This window comes from Paenibacillus sp. FSL K6-2862 (genome assembly GCF_038005125.1).
GTDB classification, from domain to species: Bacteria; Bacillota; Bacilli; order Paenibacillales; family Paenibacillaceae; genus Paenibacillus; species Paenibacillus illinoisensis_A.
The window spans coordinates 1,956,134-1,971,934 of the sequence record NZ_JBBOSN010000001.1; the positions used below are offsets into that span (position 1 = coordinate 1,956,134).

A 15,801-nucleotide genomic window follows, 5' to 3' on the forward strand; every position below is an offset into this window, starting at 1 on the left:
TGCTGTTTTTAAGTCCATGTGAATCAACGTTAGCTATGTTTTGAAACGATTCGAGAAAATCGTTTCGATAACTAGCAGGGTAATGGGGGAACGGCAAAAAGTCGTAGCAGAAAAGCGAGAGTAGAGAGAGTACAGGCGACAGCTGATGATGAAAGGGGTTGCACATGGCACATATCACGATCGAAACCGGATCGCCTACATTATGCATGAACACAAGCATACATGTAGTGTCCAGTGACTCCGGAGAGACTTCAGGCGGTACGCTATATCTGCTGCATGGGGCAGGCGATAATGCGAGTACATGGCAACGATTGACTACAATTGAAATGTACGCTGCACAATATGGCTGTACCATCATCATGCCGGAGGCAAACCGAAGCTACTACACCGATATGGAATACGGCCTGAATTACTTCCATTACATTACTCAGGAGCTGCCTGAGTTTTGCAGACGTCAGCTCAACCTGAACACGGATCCCAAGAAGACTTACATTGCGGGATTGTCCATGGGTGGATACGGTGCTCTGAAATGTGCACTGACTTATCCCGAACGTTATCGCAAGGTGGTTTCTTTATCCGGAGTAACCGACATTCAGACAAGGCTTCATGATCCCAATATGCCACCCGGTATGATCAAGGAAATGAAAGCGGTTTTTGGAGAACGGTTACAGGTAAAGCCCGACCAGGACATCTACGCACTGTCAGACAAATTGTTGCAACAGGGCAGGCCTTTACCGGATGTGCTTAGCTGCTGCGGTGAAAGTGATCCATTTATTGAAATGAACCGTAGGTTCGCCGAGTACATGATGGGAACTGCGTATCATTTCCGGTACGTTGAATCTCCGGGAGCTCATGAATGGAGATTTTGGGAGCATCACCTGAGAACCATGTTTGATTTTCTGTATAACGACAAGACCAAAGTAGAGTGAGGAGATGCAAATTGAAACCTGCAGCCGAAGGACCTAGCAAAAAGCTGAAGGGAAACTTGAAAGGGAATTCGCTCTGGAGTGAAATCTGGAAGCACAGAATGACGTACACCCTGCTAATTCCGGGGCTTGTCTGGCTCATCCTGTTTGCTTATATGCCAATGGGCGGTCTGTCTCTGGCATTTAAGGATTACAAAGCGAACCTGGGAATCTGGGGAAGCCCATGGAGCGGATTTGAGAACTTCAAATACGTTTTCCGGGATCCAACGTTTATAGACGCGGTATGGCGGACATTGTATATCAACATTTTGAAGCTGATTATCCAATTCCCATTCCCGATTATATTGGCCCTGTTACTGAATGAACTGCGTATGCGCAGAGGGAAAAAGTGGTTCCAAACGGTTCTTACATTCCCTCACTTCCTTTCGTGGATTATCGTATCCGGGGTTGTCATTAATGTACTGGCTTATGACGGATTGGTGAATAGCACGCTTGCATTGCTTGGATTGCCAACGATTAACTTCCTGGGTTCCGAATCCAACTTTGTACCGATGCTTCTGTTAACAGATATCTGGAAATCAAGCGGCTGGAGTGCCATCATCTTCCTCGCTGCGATCTCGGGTATCGATCAGGATCAATACGAATCTGCACAGATCGACGGAGCTTCACGGTTGCAGCAAATGTTCCGCATTACGCTACCGAACATCCTACCGACCATCACCGTTATGTTTATCCTGTCTGTCGGTGGTTTGATGTCATCCGGTTTCGATCAGATCTTCAACTTGGCAAATGCCGCAACCAAAAATGTATCGGAAGTACTCGATGTATATATTTATCGGATTACGTTCCAATCATCAACCGACTTCTCGTTCTCGACAGCGGTCAGCTTGTTCCGTTCCCTTGTGAATATGATCTTGCTGCTTCTTGCTGACAGATTTGCGAAGCTGCTTGGCGGAGATGGATTGTTCCGATAAGAAAGGAGGAAAAATGAAATGAGCAAGAAAGCTAACAAAAAGTCGAAGATTGGTACAGAACGAATGACGCTTCTGGATTACGTTATCTTCGCCATCTTACTTGTGCTTGCCCTGATGATTCTGATTCCGTTCTGGAATGTCATCATGATCTCGTTTGCAACACAAAAAGAATATGCCGACAATCCATTGTTGATGTTTCCTAAAGAGTTCACTTTGGATTCCTATAAAGCACTGTTTGCGGACGGGACTATCCTTTCGGGGTACAAAAATACACTGATCCTGCTGGTGATTGGCTTGCCTCTCAGTATGTTCCTGACAACAAGCATGGCGTATGGACTAAGTCGCAGTAACTTTCCGTTTAAGAAATTTATCTTTTTCCTAGTGCTGTTCACCATGATCTTCAATGGTGGTATCGTACCACTCTACCTGATCATGAAATCACTTCATCTGACGGGGTCGCTATGGTCCGTTATTCTGGCGGGAAGCTTCAGTGCATTTAACATGATCCTGATGATGAACTACTTCTACACTTTGCCGGAATCGCTAATGGAATCTGCGCGTCTGGATGGTGCAGGGGAGTGGAGAATACTGTTCAACGTCGTTCTTCCGCTCGCTACACCCATTATCGCTACGATCACGCTGTTCTATGGCGTGGCCTACTGGAACAGTTGGTACGACGCGATGATCTTCCTGCGAAAGGCGGATCAGTTACCACTGCAAAATGTACTTAGGACGATTATATCTACATCACAAACCAATGCCTCCAATGCTTCCAGCGTGGATGCAACGCAAGTCAGCAATTTCTCAATGGGGATGAAAATGGCTGCGGTATTTGTCACTATGGTGCCAATTATGTGTTTCTTCCCAATGCTGCAAAAGCACTTTGCCAAAGGGGTATTAACAGGGGCTATCAAGACCTGATTATACGTATAGGATTTTGACTTAAAATTCTACTAAAAAACATGGGGGTAAAAGCATGAAGACGAACAAAAAGTTGTCTGTTAGATCCATTTTTGCCATCACGCTCTGTATGTTGATGTTGGTGGTGACAGCTTGTTCCAGTAGTAGTTCGGAAGGCAGTAACGAGAAGGATGCAGAGGGAAATTATACAGATAACCTGACCATCTCTGTAGCTAACCTTACAGAAGTAAAAAACGGGAATATGGATAATGAGTTCCATAAATTCTGGACAGACAAGTTCAATGTAACTTGGGACTACAACTATATTGACTGGGATTCATGGGGCGAAAAACTTCGCCTGTGGATCAACTCAGGAGATTTGCCGGATGTATCCGTATGGAACTATGTTCACGGTGATGCCTTGAACAATATTGATCAAGGACTCTTCTACAAATTCCCGGATGACTGGAAGGAACGCTGGCCGAACGTGGCAGCAGCTTACAACTTGACAGGACTCGGAGATAAGTTGGAAGAACTGACTGGCGGAACGTATCTCTTACCTAGACCAATCTATTATGAGAACAAACCTGCTGATCCACTGACAAACCAAATCGGGGTTATTGCACTCCGTAAGGACTGGGCTGAAGCAGTTGGTTTCGAGCTGAAAGATGCGTATACAACATCTGAAATTAATGAATATGCTGCGCTTGTGAAAGAAAAAGATCCAGGCAAAGTAGGCAACAAACTTGTACCTCTGTCCTACAATGCGGCAGATGCTATGACAAACATGATTATGCCGAACAGCGTGCATGCCATGACGGATTCTCCGTTCTATAAAGGTGAAGATGGTCAGTTCCACTGGGGACCAGCAGATCCAGAGACGCTGACAGGACTGAAATTGATGCAAAAAGCCTATAAGGATGGACTGCTCAATCCAGAGTTCTACACATGGAAAAACAATGAAGGTCAAAACAACTTTAAAGTAACAGGTACTGCTGCAGTTACAAGTCTGGGTGGATTGGCTTCATACAGACAAGGTTTGGACACGGATATGAGAAAGAATCTGGGTGTAGATAGTGATGAGCTGGTACACACTGCAATCGTTCTTGGAGATGACGGTAAATACCGCAACTTGGAGCAAGCAAACTTCTGGTCTGCGCTGATTTTCAACCCTGACATCAGTGACGAGAAATTTGAACGAATTATGGATTTGATCGACTACTCCGCGACAAAAGAAGGACAGCTGCTTATTAACATGGGCTTCGAAGGAACGGACTGGAAATATGATGAAAACAACGAACTGGTTAGCTTGCTGCCAGAAGGAACAGTTCTGGAAGACAAATACCCAGCACGCTTCGAAGGTCTGTATCTCCTGGGTGACGACTTCAGTGTTGTAAACCCTGCTATTAAAAAGGATTACCGTGATAGAGCCGTAAAACTGTTCGAGGAAAAAGCAAAACTCGGTACAGAAGGTCAATCGCTCGCAACATACGACTGGGATGTCAACCTGTATGATTCCAAAGCTAAGAGTCAAGCTTCATTCGATTACCAGAACGAATATGCCAACCTGATCCTCAAAAGTGGAGATCTGGAAGCTAACTGGAAAGAATGGGTGAACAGCAAGATGTCCCTGGTTCAACCTTACCTGGATGAACTGAACAGCGAATTCAAGTAATCATTCAGTAGTTAACAAGATGGGACATGACAGGACAATTCTGTCAACCCACCATTCTGAACCCGGTGCGCGGTCTCTCCCCGAACGCAGCCGGGTTCTTTATTTCAACAACATGCAGTGGAGGATAACGGATATGAATAATGAGCAGTTGCTTGACTTGGTCAAACAGATGACGCTGGAGGAGAAAACAGCTCAGCTTCTTCAATTGACCGCGAATTTTTACGAAGGGACGGATGCCCAAGGTCAGATTACTGGACCGATGGAAGAAATGGGAATTACAGAGCAATCTGTCGTTGCCAGTGGCTCCATCCTGGGCTTGTCAGGCGCACAGGCCATTATTGATGTACAGCAAGCCTATCTGAAAAAAAGTCGTCTCGGTATTCCGCTGTTGTTTATGGCGGATGTCGTACATGGTTTTAAAACGATTTTCCCGATTCCACTGGCGATTGGGTGTTCATGGGATACGGACTTGGCTGAGAAAAGTGCAGAGATTGCTGCACGCGAATCCGCAGTATCTGGTTTGCATGTGACATTTTCGCCAATGGTGGATCTGGTTCGTGACCCGCGCTGGGGCCGCGTGATGGAGACGACAGGCGAAGATCCGTACCTCAACAGCCTGTTCTCGGCGGCTTTTGTACGTGGATATCAGGGAGACAGTTTGAAAGATGAGCCAGATCGTCTCGCTGCTTGCGTCAAACACTTTGCAGCGTATGGCGCTGCTGAAGGCGGACGTGACTATAACACCGTAGATATGTCCGAGCGCAATCTGCGTGAGTATTATTTGCCAGCATACAAAGCTGCTCTGGATGCAGGTGTCGAAATGGTGATGGCTTCGTTCAATACAGTAGATGGCATCCCAGCGAGCGGTAATGAAAAGTTGATGCGTGACATTTTACGTGACGAGTGGGGCTTTGATGGTGTATTGATCTCGGATTGGGCTTCCATCCGCGAGATGATTGCTCATGGTGCAGCCGAAGATGATCGTGAAGCGGCATACCGTGCCATTCGCGCAGGCGTGGATATCGAGATGATGACCCCTTGTTATGTTAATCATCTGCCTGAGCTGATCCAGAGCGGTGAAGTGGAAGAGAAGCTTATCGATGAGGCTGTACTCCGTATTCTGCAGCTAAAAGAAAAACTGGGATTGTTCGACAATCCACTCCGTGCCGCTGATCCGGAACGCGAGCGCGAGATTGTATTCTCGAAGGAACATCGTCAGGTATCCTACGAGCTGGCAACCAAATCGGCTGTTTTGCTGAAAAATGATAACAGCGTACTTCCGCTTCAGCCGGAAGCGAATATCGCATTGATCGGGCCTTTTGCCCAGAGTGAAGACATTCTCGGCTGGTGGTCTTGTGAAGGCGTGAAGGCGGATGCTGTCAAGCTGGGAACGGCACTGCAGGAGCGTCTGCAGCACGGACAGGTTCACATGGCCCAAGGAAGTGGCGTTCACACGATCACCTCGGAACAAATTGCTGAAGCCATGGAAGCAGCGAGCAAAGCAGACCTTATCGTTCTGGCTCTGGGTGAAGATTCTGAAATGAGTGGTGAAGGTGGTTCGCGTACCGATATTCGTCTGCCAGCAGCTCAGCTTGAACTCATCAAACAGTTGAAGACGACAGGCAAACCGATGGCTAGCGTGATTTTTAATGGTCGTCCTTTGGATCTGCATGGCGTGTTTGAAGAATCGGATGCCGTACTTGAAGCGTGGTTCCCCGGCAGTGAAGGCGGAGCAGCGATTGCTGATGTTCTCATAGGCGTAGTGAATCCATCTGCACGTTTGACGATGTCGTTCCCGCAGTCCGTAGGTCAGATTCCGGTGTATTATAACCATTTCATCACAGGACGCCCTCTGAACCCGGAGAAAACGGAAGAACGTTATGTTTCAAAGTATATAGATAGTCCGAACGAGCCACTGCTTCCGTTTGGTTATGGCTTGTCATACACCACATTTGAATATGGTGATCTGGAAGTGTCCAGCCATGAGATGACTGCTGATCAACCGATCAGCATCCAGGTTCGTGTAACGAATACCGGACAGCGCGCAGGTGTGGAGACGGTTCAACTCTATGTGCGTGATGTAACCGGTGAGGTAGTCCGTCCAATGCGTGAGCTGAAGGGATATACGAAACTTGCACTTGAGCCAGGCGAGAGCGGTACGGCTACATTTACGTTAAATGAGGAACAACTTCGCTATCATCATTCCGATCTGACTTATCGCAGTGACAAAGGGACATTCCAGATTTTTGTCGGTCCTAACAGCCGCGATACTATGGAACGCACGTTCAAGTTGGTTTAATGATGCAAGTTACCCCAAGTGAGTGATTGGTTTTAGCATAAAAATGCAGTGAAGCTGCACTGCCTTCTTCATGGCTGCTTGGCAGAGGAAGAAGGCAGGATAGGAGGATATGAATAGATTCATGAATACGATGACTAGATCGCAAATCAACATTCAAGCCGGCGAGCTGAACTTCACATTCTGGGAGAGCGGTGATCTGTTCCAGGCAGTAAGTGGACAGGCCATGATCAATCAATTAATGACAAGTCCGGTGGACGGGTCCATGAATAATCTCTATTTGCGTTTTCATGACGAATCCAGTATTCGTTATGTCCCGATGCTCGGCATCCATTCCGAGAGCCAGGTTCATCAGGACGGAGACCGCTTGGTGTGGGTGGGAAATGCGGAAGGTGTGACTTATCAGGTTGTTTTTGCACCGACAGCTCAGGGAGTCTGGTTCTGGGATGTAAAGGTTAATGGCCACGGGGAAAAAGTGGATGTCATTTACGGCCAAGACATTGGCATAGCTGACCCCGGAGCGGTACGAAGCAATGAAGCCTATCTTTCGCAATATATCGATCATGCCGTATTCGAGGATGACCAATGGGGTTATGTCGTAGCATCCAGGCAAAATCAACCCCAGGGCGGGGTATTTCCTTATGTGCAGCAGGGATCTTTAACTCGTGCTACGGGGTATTCAACCGATGGATTCCAATTCTTTGGCTTAAGCTACAAGGAAACGAATATTCCGGAAAGCCTGCTTAAACCGTCGCTGGCGAATGAAGTATATCAATATGAATTTGCGTATACTGCCCTTCAGTCAGAAACTGTGGTTTTGAATGGCGAAGCCCGCTTTGTATTCTACGGCCTTTTCCAGGCGAATCATGCGGCAGCCATTAAGGAACTGGAATATAAAGATGTGGTGGAACAAGCCTGGAACGAATATGAAGCGAAACGTGCTGGGAACGCTTCGGTTGCAGCTGGCTCTGCCAATGCTTTGCCTAAAGTTTCCCTGAACCCGGCTCTTGGTGAGCCGCTTCGTACTATGGCTATGTCTGAAGACGAAGTGAATGCCCGTTTCCCGGCCTCAACCAGACAACAGGAAGAACGTGCCGATGGCGAGCTGCTGGCGTTTTTCACAGACACATATGAGCATATTGTCCTCAAGGAAAAGGAAATGCGCGTGGAGCGTCCGCACGGTCATATTCTGATGAGTGGAAACAATGTGAAACTGGGGAAGAATGTAATTACGACGACTTCCTATCTGTACGGTATTTTTAACTCACACATCGTTGTGGGCAATACGAACTTTAACAAAATGATGAGCAATGCCCGCAGTGCGCTGAATATTGCAAAATCCTCCGGTCAGCGGATCTACGTGGAGATGGACGGAATCTTCCATCTGCTCACCATGCCGTCTCTCTTCGAGATGGGCTTCAACTATGTGCGCTGGTATTACAAAACGGATCAGGACACGCTGATTGTCACGAACTATACAACACTGGATACTCCTGAAATACGTTTGCATGTGAAATCGGAAAAAGGAATCGCTTATCGCTACCTGATCACCAATCAGATCACCATGAATGTGAATGAATATGAATTACCTGCCCGTGTCACCGAACAGAACGGTGAACTTCGCATTAAGGCGAATACGGACAGCCTCAGCGCCAAGGAATACCCGAATCTGGAATATCGCATGTCAGTGAGCGGAGCGGGAGTGAAGGTAGGCGATGAGACCCGACTGGCGAGTGGTGTGAATTCGGGTGACGGATCCATTTTCACTTTGCAGCTGGGGAGTACGGCTGAATGGACAATGACCATTCAAGGCCTGCTTGAAGGAGAGAGTGTGGTGTTGTCCACACGCAGCTTCGAGGAGGAAGTGGATGCTTATCGTGCCTTTTATGCGAAAGTCATGAACGGGTTCCATCTGTCGCGTCCTGGGAAGCCAAATGAAGAAGAGTTGTTCAAGGTCAATGCGCTTGCATGGTGGTATACCCATAATATGCTGGTCCATTACTCCGTTCCGCACGGTTTGGAGCAATATGGCGGCGCAGCTTGGGGAACACGGGATGTATGTCAGGGGCCGGTCGAATACTTTATGGCTACGCAGAAATATGAACAGGTCCGCGATATTTTGAAAATGGTGTATTCGCACCAGTATGAGGATGACGGCAACTGGCCGCAATGGTTCATGTTTGACCGTTATTTCAAAATTCAGCAGGAAGAGAGCCATGGAGATATCATTGTATGGCCGCTTAAAGTACTGAGTGACTACCTGATTGCGACCAAGGATTACTCCATTCTGGATGAAGAGGTTCCTTACACCGTTAAACACGGTTTCCATTTTAGTGAAGAGAAAGCATCGGTGCTGGAGCATGCGCAGAAAGAGCTTGAATATATCCGCAGCCACTTCCTGCATGATACATTCCTTTCCTCGTATGGTGATGGAGACTGGGATGATACACTTCAACCCGCGAATGCCCAACTGAAACAGTATATGGTCAGCAGCTGGACCGTTGCCCTTACGTATCAAACACTGAGTCAGCTATCCAGAGCACTTGTGCCTGTGAAGCCGGAACTAGCGGCAGAATTAAGCAGCATGGCTGCAGGGGTGAAAAAGGACTTCAACAAATATATGCTGGATACCGACGTTATTCCTGGTTTTGTATATATGGAAGATCCAGAGCAAGCCAAGCGGATGCTGCATCCGGATGATAGCGAGACTGGCATTCAGTACCGTCTATTGCCGATGACACGCAGCATGATTGCCGAGCTTCTGGAGCCTGAACAGGCAGCGTCCCACTATCGTTTGATTAAGGACAAATTGTTCTGCCCGGATGGTGTACGGCTTATGAACCGCCCAGCCCAATATGATGGAGGGGTAAGTACACATTTCAAACGTGCAGAACAGGCGTCCAACTTCGGTCGTGAAGTTGGTCTGCAATATGTGCATGCACATATTCGCTACATTGAAGCCATGGCGAAACTTGGTAATCCCGAGGAAGTATGGAACGGCCTTGGCATCATCAATCCTGTGGGTATTCAGCAAGTCGTGCCTAATGCGGATCTCCGCCAGAGCAATGCTTACTTCAGCAGTTCTGATGGTAAATTTAACAACCGCTACGATGCGCAGGAGCAGTTCGATAAGCTTCGCACCGGTGATGTTCAGGTAAAAGGCGGCTGGAGAATCTATTCCAGCGGACCAGGGATTTACATGAACCAACTGATCTCGAACGCACTTGGCATTCGCCAAGAGGAAGAGGATCTCGTAATCGATCCCATCCTTCCGGCAAGTCTGGATGGCCTGCACTTTGATTTCCAATATAACGGAAAGAAAGTGACCTTTGTCTATCATCTTGGCGGAGAAACGGTACAACGTGTGCTGCTTAACGGCAAGGAACTGGAGACGACGAGACTGCAGCAGCCTTATCGTCAGGGGGGACTGCGTATATCACGTACAACCCTTGAACAAGGTCTGGCCGAAGGTAACGTGATCGAGATTTACAGCTAAAAATAGCAGAAGAACTTTGGAGTAACAGCGATCGAAAGATGATTCTGTAACCGGAGTGTCATTTAGATAAGGGTTAGTCCGTTTGCCAACTATTCAAGAAGTCAGGTCCTCCTGCCCGGAGGACCTGATCAACATAACAGGGGAGCGAAGATTGTGGTCAGTATCAAGGATATCGCCAAAAAGGCGGGGGTTTCGATCTCCACCGTGTCTTATGCGCTGAATGGCAGCAATAAAGTGACAGATGAGACCAGCTCCAAAATTTTGGCCATTGCCAAAGAGCTGAACTATGTACCGAACGCTGCCGCACGAACGTTGAAGAAAAGGGAGTCCAAAATTCTCGGTGTATTTCTGACAGACTTTAGCGGAGATGTATATGGGGATTTGCTTAGTGGGATGAAAACGGTTTGCAACGCTCAGGGATATGACTTGATTGTCTGCAGTGGCAAGCAGTCCCACCGGATGCTTCCGGAGCGAATGATTGATGGAGCGGTTATACTCGATCATACGTTTGCCAGCGAGGAGCTGCTGCAATATGCCGATCGGGGACATAAAATTGTCGTTCTTGACCGAGAGCTTCATCATCCGAATATCAATCAGGTACTGCTGGATAACAAGGCAGGAGCTACACTGGCGATGGAACATCTGATTGAGCAGGGACATACGAAGATATATGTCGTAACCGGTCCGGAGGGTTCATTTGACTCGGCACAGCGGATGAAAGCGGTAAGGCAAGTGACCGAGCGGGAAGCAAATGTTGAATGGATCGAGATTGTGGGAGACTTTGAGAAAAGTGGCGGAGAGCAGGCTGCTGAGTTAATTATTCAAGAGTATACGAGACCGGCTGCAGTGTTCTGTCTCAATGATGAGATGGCCATTGGTCTGTGTAATCGCTTGGCCGAAAGTGAGCTGCAGATTGGCCGGGATATTGATGTCATCGGTTTTGACAACATTGAACTGAGCAAATATGTTCAACCAAGACTGGTCACCATTGATTATTCCAAAAGGAAATGGGGTTCCCTTGCAGCGGAGCAGTTAATCAAAATTATTGCCGGAGAACCGGTGGACCATGAACGAATCTACGTTACATTGGTGGAGGGCGGTTCAGTTTGCAGACAGGTTCCACAAGATATCCCATTGCCTATTCGCCATGAACGGGTGGTTAGCTCTTGATGCGAGAGGATGACTACGTCAGTTGTATCATCACGAAAAGCTTCAACGATGTCAGTGCTGTACCCCGAGAGACAAGGCTTAGAAGAATTACAGCATTCTTTTAAGCCTTGTCTCTTGGTATATGAACATAATAAAAAAGCCTCTCACAAGGAGAGGCTTGGCCATTAAAGGCCCTTGGTTTTGTCGTTGTTGTAGGATGCAGTGAAAATGCCTGTCATGAACAATGCAAGTACAATTGCAATAATCCAGAATGTCAATGAGAACGACATACACTTGCCACCTCCTGTACATTTAGCACTTTCTTCTATTATAACCAATAAAGGAAGAAAAGGAATGCCTATACAGGATCATTTGTAAAATAAAAAGTGAGTAGGCACAGGTCTGAGATTGCCGTCTGATGGATTGTTCACAACCCGATTGTTCAGGATTAGCGAGGAGGAGCCGCCGCCATCCAAATTGTAGGCATCCACTACGCCCAGTTTGTATAATCGACCTTGAAGCTCCTCAAGAGTGGCACCAGAGCTTCCGCTTTCGTTATATCCATCCACAACGATAATAAGCAGCTGATCATCCTTGTAATTGCCAATTACAGTACGGGGAGCCCTCTTGGGTGACACCTTCCACTTAGCAGGAATGGCTGTTTTCTTGCCGTTCTGAAGCAGGACAGGTACAAAAGTAGCACCGAACTGTGGTTTGAGGCGGTCCAGGGAGTTTTTATCAAAAAATTTGCCGCCTACCAGTTTGCCCGTATCGTTAAGTCCTACAAAAAACAGATCCTTGAAACTGGCTTGGAAGCCGTTCACATATTTACCGTCCATGACCGTTGTGCTGAGCGGGTATCGTTTGCCACCGCTATCTGCGAATCCGCCTGCATTGATTCCGGCGATCGCACCATTTCGCTTAACGGCCTGCATGGTTGTCTCTGCTTTTCCAGGTTCACTGCTCAAAGCCATTTTCATGGCCGTAGGGTCCTTCAGTTTAACTTTCATCGCGTAACCCTTATACGTGCCAGGGTTCACTCGATAGAGTTCAATCGTAAGCCGGTCACTGTTAACCCGTTCAATGGGAACGCCGAGCTTGGACGAAATACGCTGGTTGTATAGCGTTTCCGGACGTGCGGCTTGTACCGATGCCGATTGTACGATGGTAGACATCGTACTGGTCGTACGATTATACAGCTCTGTCGTTCTTTTAATAGAAGAAGAAGTTTGAACGGCAGCTTCCTTGGCCCCAGCAAGCTCCTGGCGTATAGCCTGAGTCTGGGGAGTAATCGTTTCCTCTGACAGTCCGGAATGAATCAAATCCCCAGGTTCAAGCGGGGGGCGAAGCAGCAGCAAACAGATGATCAATCCAATAAAAGGAGCAAGTGCAAGCATAAAAAAACGATTAACCTGTTTTACGGGTGTAATCATTTGAGCAGGTCCATCTTTTTCTGGAGGGTTTCCAGTTGCTTTTTGACTTCGCTCAGCTGAGTGTACAATTTATTGCTGTTATCCGTTTTATCGCTTGCATTATCCTTAGTAAACGTTAGCAGCTCATTGAAGGATTGAACTTGTCCCTGCAGGTCGGCTACTTCCTTCGATATCGTTGTTAGCTGATTTTCATAGTCCGCTTTTAGCGCGGCAATCTGCTGCTGATTATGGGCCTGAATCTGACTAAGCATCTGCTTCTGAAGATGGTTACTATAGTAGTAGGTTCCCACAACTCCGAGTGCAATGAGAACAATCCACATGACCAGAAAAAGCTTGACTGAAGATCCGGCCTTGCCTTTGGCTCTCCGGGTGTGATGGATGTCAGAAGGTTGAGCAGAAGGTTTCATATCATCACTCCTGGTTATAAATAGTTTAAAAAATACCAATCCTCATTCTAACATGCCACTATTGATTACGCAAAAATGAAATTCTTTAAGTAATAGGATAAAAAGAGATTGCATCGGATGGAAGTCCTAGGATACAATTTCTTATAGATGCAATAAGTAGGAACTTTGGGCAGGATTTTCGACCTTTTTAGCTAGATATGCAGGAAAATTATACTATATTTTGCATGAGTGAGGCATATATATTGCAATGTCATGATGCAGTTTTGGTGAAATAAAGCAGCTGTATGGCTGTTCATCCATTTATTCATCATATTTCGACATTATTCGACTTTGCTTCTTCTATACGTGGACTGTCGCAAGTATGGTGATAGAATCAAGGCAAAAAAAGTAGAAAAGTATTTGTCCAATACATAACCAGGGGGAACAATCATGAAAAAAGTATGGCAGGTGGTCATCGTAGATATCCACCCCACCAGCATGCTGGGTACCAAATTGATTTTGGAAGAGCAGCAGGATTTACTTGTACGGGGAATGACCTCAACAGGTACAGAAGGACTAGAATTGGTGAAGATCCATCAACCCGATCTCATTTTGATGGATTATCGGCTTCCTGAAGGGCAAGCAGATCCATATATTACTCAGATGAAGAATGCATCCGTGCATAGTCATGTTATTATTTTGACAGATGAAGACAATGTGAAGTTGTTTCGTCATCTTATGGGTCTTGGTGCAAGCGGCATGCTGTCGAAACAGGCTTCCCCTAGCCAGCTGATTCACCTTATTTCCGGCCTGCGGGAGGGTTGCGTATCCATTCCGATCTCCTGGCTTACAAGCACTGAATGGGCTCAGCCGTCTGACTCTCCGGGAGAAGAATTTCTGGTGGAACTGACAGAAACCGAAACTTTTATCATGGAAAGAATTGTTCAGGGCGTAACCTATGATAAAATAGCCAGTGAGATTAACGTCAGCCGACGTTCCATTGATAACTATCTGCGCAAAATCTATGTGAAGCTGGATGTAAGCAGTCGCGCACAAGCTATTGAACGCTATGCCTTATATGCGAGACAGGCCAAGACGCTATCCTGATAACCATTCTTCATTTATAAAGGTACAGGATGTGAATCAGGAGGCAGGTCCAATCGTCATATTCGGCGCTCAGCAGGAATAGGTTGAAGTGGCTGTGGACTGCGAGCACAGTTCGGAATTGATGAAAGGGGAACGGACCGATGAAATATTTCTTCGCCTCCCGTACAAACAGGCTGTTGTCTTCACCACTCCGGGATATTCGTGAAATGTCTGGCCGGGATTATTTCATTTCTCTGGCCGAAGAGTTACCTGCAGAGGAATTATTTCCGTTCAAGCTGCTGGAAGAAGCAGCCGTATCTGTATTCAGTTCTGGGCCATCTGCTCTTCAGTATGGTGAGCCAGCAGGCTACAGGCCTCTGAGAGAGTGGCTGGACACGGACTGGAATATCCGAAAAGACATACGTACAGTGCCAGAGCAGATTTTATTAACCACAGGAACCCAGCAGGCAATTGATTTGGTGATGCGTCTGCTGCTGGAGCCAGGGGATTCTGTATTGGTAGAACACCCTACCTCTCCGGGTTGTCTTGAAGTTCTGGAAATGCAAGGGGCCAAAATTGTGCCTGTCCTTGGCGATTCAGACGGCATATTGCCAGATCTATTGGAGCACCACATGCAGCAGCTTAGACCGAAGCTGCTTTTTGCTGCGCCAAGCTTCTCGAATCCGACGGGCGTGCTGTGGTCCATGGAACGGAGAGAGGCTGTGCTTGATCTGTGCTCTCGATACGGAGTTTTGCTTGTTGAGGATGACTCGTATGGAGAGCTCCACTTCGACGGTCTGGAGACGGCCGACTTCTATCGCAGGTTTCCTTCGTTATTTGCGCTCGATACTGCTGATCAAGGCGGGCATGTACTATATATTGGTTCGTTCAGCAAAACGGTTGCACCTGCACTGCGCACGGGCTGGGCAGCAGGACATCCTGCCTTGATACAAGCCATGGCTTTAGTCAAGCGGATTGCAGATGGGCAATCCAGTCCAATGAATCAGCGGTTATTATATCAGCTGCTCGCCCAGTCTCCATTTAAATGGAGTGACCATCTATCCATGCTAAACCGGGAGTACAAAATCAGACTGAAGCTGATGCTTGAGTTGCTCAAAAGGCCTGGCTGGAAAGGGGTTCAATATACCATCCCCAAAGGGGGCATGTATCTGTGGGTTCAACTTCCCGAGGGGCTGGATAGCGGAGCATTGCTCAAAGTGGCACTTTCCAAAGGTGTGTCCTTTCTGCCAGGTTCTCTCTGCTCAACGGGTGTCCAGGATCACCGTCACATTCGGTTGAATTTTAGTCATCCTGGACGCGACGAGCTGCTGCTGGGCATGAACCTGATCAGTGAAGCCATCTCAGAATTCACTGCCCGCAATTAGCAGAATGATAAAGAGAGCGAGAGCGACTTTCTACAAAAGAAAGTGAGAACTGCGATTCCTAAATAAATATATGAAATTTTGAAGAACAAATAAAA

11 protein-coding genes are annotated in these 15,801 nt (G+C 47.1%); 9 read left to right on the top strand and 2 right to left on the bottom strand.

The window, feature by feature from the left end; genetic code table 11:
- The first annotated feature begins 164 nt into the window (after positions 1-164).
- The 7 genes from MHB82_RS09175 (at position 165) to MHB82_RS09205 (ending at position 11,437) form a co-directional block, all read left to right on the top strand.
- The gene (locus tag MHB82_RS09175) at positions 165-929 is read left to right on the top strand and encodes an alpha/beta hydrolase (RefSeq protein WP_095359074.1); all 765 of its coding nucleotides are present in this window, start codon (positions 165-167) and stop codon (positions 927-929) included.
- 11 nt (positions 930-940) lie between these two features.
- Positions 941-1,900, top strand: a complete 960-nt coding sequence (locus tag MHB82_RS09180) for an ABC transporter permease (protein ID WP_095359073.1) — start codon at positions 941-943, stop codon at positions 1,898-1,900.
- Positions 1,901-1,918: 18 nt separating this feature from the next.
- Positions 1,919-2,821, top strand: a complete 903-nt coding sequence (locus tag MHB82_RS09185; protein ID WP_095288264.1) for a carbohydrate ABC transporter permease — start codon at positions 1,919-1,921, stop codon at positions 2,819-2,821.
- 55 nt (positions 2,822-2,876) lie between these two features.
- Positions 2,877-4,475, top strand: coding sequence for an ABC transporter substrate-binding protein (locus MHB82_RS09190; protein WP_095359072.1), 1,599 nt, complete (start codon positions 2,877-2,879; stop codon positions 4,473-4,475).
- 133 nt (positions 4,476-4,608) lie between these two features.
- Positions 4,609-6,774, top strand: a complete 2,166-nt coding sequence (bglX, locus tag MHB82_RS09195; protein ID WP_341174502.1) for a beta-glucosidase BglX — start codon at positions 4,609-4,611, stop codon at positions 6,772-6,774.
- A gap of 121 nt (positions 6,775-6,895) precedes the next feature.
- Entirely contained in the window at positions 6,896-10,267 is a 3,372-nt protein-coding gene (locus tag MHB82_RS09200) for a GH36-type glycosyl hydrolase domain-containing protein (RefSeq protein WP_341174503.1), read from the top strand.
- Between the two features lie 153 nt (positions 10,268-10,420).
- Positions 10,421-11,437, top strand: coding sequence for a LacI family DNA-binding transcriptional regulator (locus MHB82_RS09205; protein ID WP_095359069.1), 1,017 nt, complete (start codon positions 10,421-10,423; stop codon positions 11,435-11,437).
- Positions 11,438-11,784: 347 nt separating this feature from the next.
- Here MHB82_RS09205 and MHB82_RS09210 read toward each other — a convergent pair whose 3' ends face one another.
- Together MHB82_RS09210 and MHB82_RS09215 are read right to left on the bottom strand one after the other, a co-directional pair.
- Positions 11,785-12,849 carry a phosphodiester glycosidase family protein gene (locus MHB82_RS09210; RefSeq protein WP_341174504.1) on the bottom strand — a complete coding sequence of 355 codons (1,065 nt, stop codon included), beginning with the start codon at positions 12,847-12,849 and terminating at the stop codon, positions 11,785-11,787.
- Positions 12,846-13,256: a hypothetical protein gene (locus tag MHB82_RS09215; protein ID WP_341174505.1), complete on the bottom strand. Its 411-nt coding sequence runs from the start codon at positions 13,254-13,256 to the stop codon at positions 12,846-12,848. Before MHB82_RS09215 ends, MHB82_RS09210 begins: the two co-directional genes overlap by 4 nt.
- Positions 13,257-13,685: 429 nt before the next feature.
- Here MHB82_RS09215 and MHB82_RS09220 point away from each other — a divergent pair, with 429 nt between their 5' ends.
- Together MHB82_RS09220 and MHB82_RS09225 are read left to right on the top strand one after the other, a co-directional pair.
- On the top strand, positions 13,686-14,342 hold the full coding sequence (locus tag MHB82_RS09220) for a response regulator transcription factor (RefSeq protein ID WP_095359066.1): 657 nt from the start codon (positions 13,686-13,688) through the stop codon (positions 14,340-14,342).
- 140 nt (positions 14,343-14,482) lie between these two features.
- Positions 14,483-15,706 carry an aminotransferase-like domain-containing protein gene (locus MHB82_RS09225; protein ID WP_341174506.1) on the top strand — a complete coding sequence of 408 codons (1,224 nt, stop codon included), beginning with the start codon at positions 14,483-14,485 and terminating at the stop codon, positions 15,704-15,706.
- Positions 15,707-15,801: the final 95 nt, after the last annotated feature.

Bases quoted from the DNA above. Each gene is read 5' to 3' on its own strand.
- MHB82_RS09175 (WP_095359074.1), top strand. From the start codon at position 165: ATGGCACATATCACGATCGAAACCGGATCGCCTACATTATGCATGAAC.
- MHB82_RS09185 (WP_095288264.1), top strand. From the start codon at position 1,919: ATGAGCAAGAAAGCTAACAAAAAGTCGAAGATTGGTACAGAACGAATG.
- MHB82_RS09190 (WP_095359072.1), top strand. From the start codon at position 2,877: ATGAAGACGAACAAAAAGTTGTCTGTTAGATCCATTTTTGCCATCACG.
- bglX (WP_341174502.1), top strand. From the start codon at position 4,609: ATGAATAATGAGCAGTTGCTTGACTTGGTCAAACAGATGACGCTGGAG.
- MHB82_RS09200 (WP_341174503.1), top strand. From the start codon at position 6,896: ATGAATACGATGACTAGATCGCAAATCAACATTCAAGCCGGCGAGCTG.
- MHB82_RS09210 (WP_341174504.1), bottom strand. From the start codon at position 12,849: ATGATTACACCCGTAAAACAGGTTAATCGTTTTTTTATGCTTGCACTT.
- MHB82_RS09215 (WP_341174505.1), bottom strand. From the start codon at position 13,256: ATGAAACCTTCTGCTCAACCTTCTGACATCCATCACACCCGGAGAGCC.
- MHB82_RS09220 (WP_095359066.1), top strand. From the start codon at position 13,686: ATGAAAAAAGTATGGCAGGTGGTCATCGTAGATATCCACCCCACCAGC.
- MHB82_RS09225 (WP_341174506.1), top strand. From the start codon at position 14,483: ATGAAATATTTCTTCGCCTCCCGTACAAACAGGCTGTTGTCTTCACCA.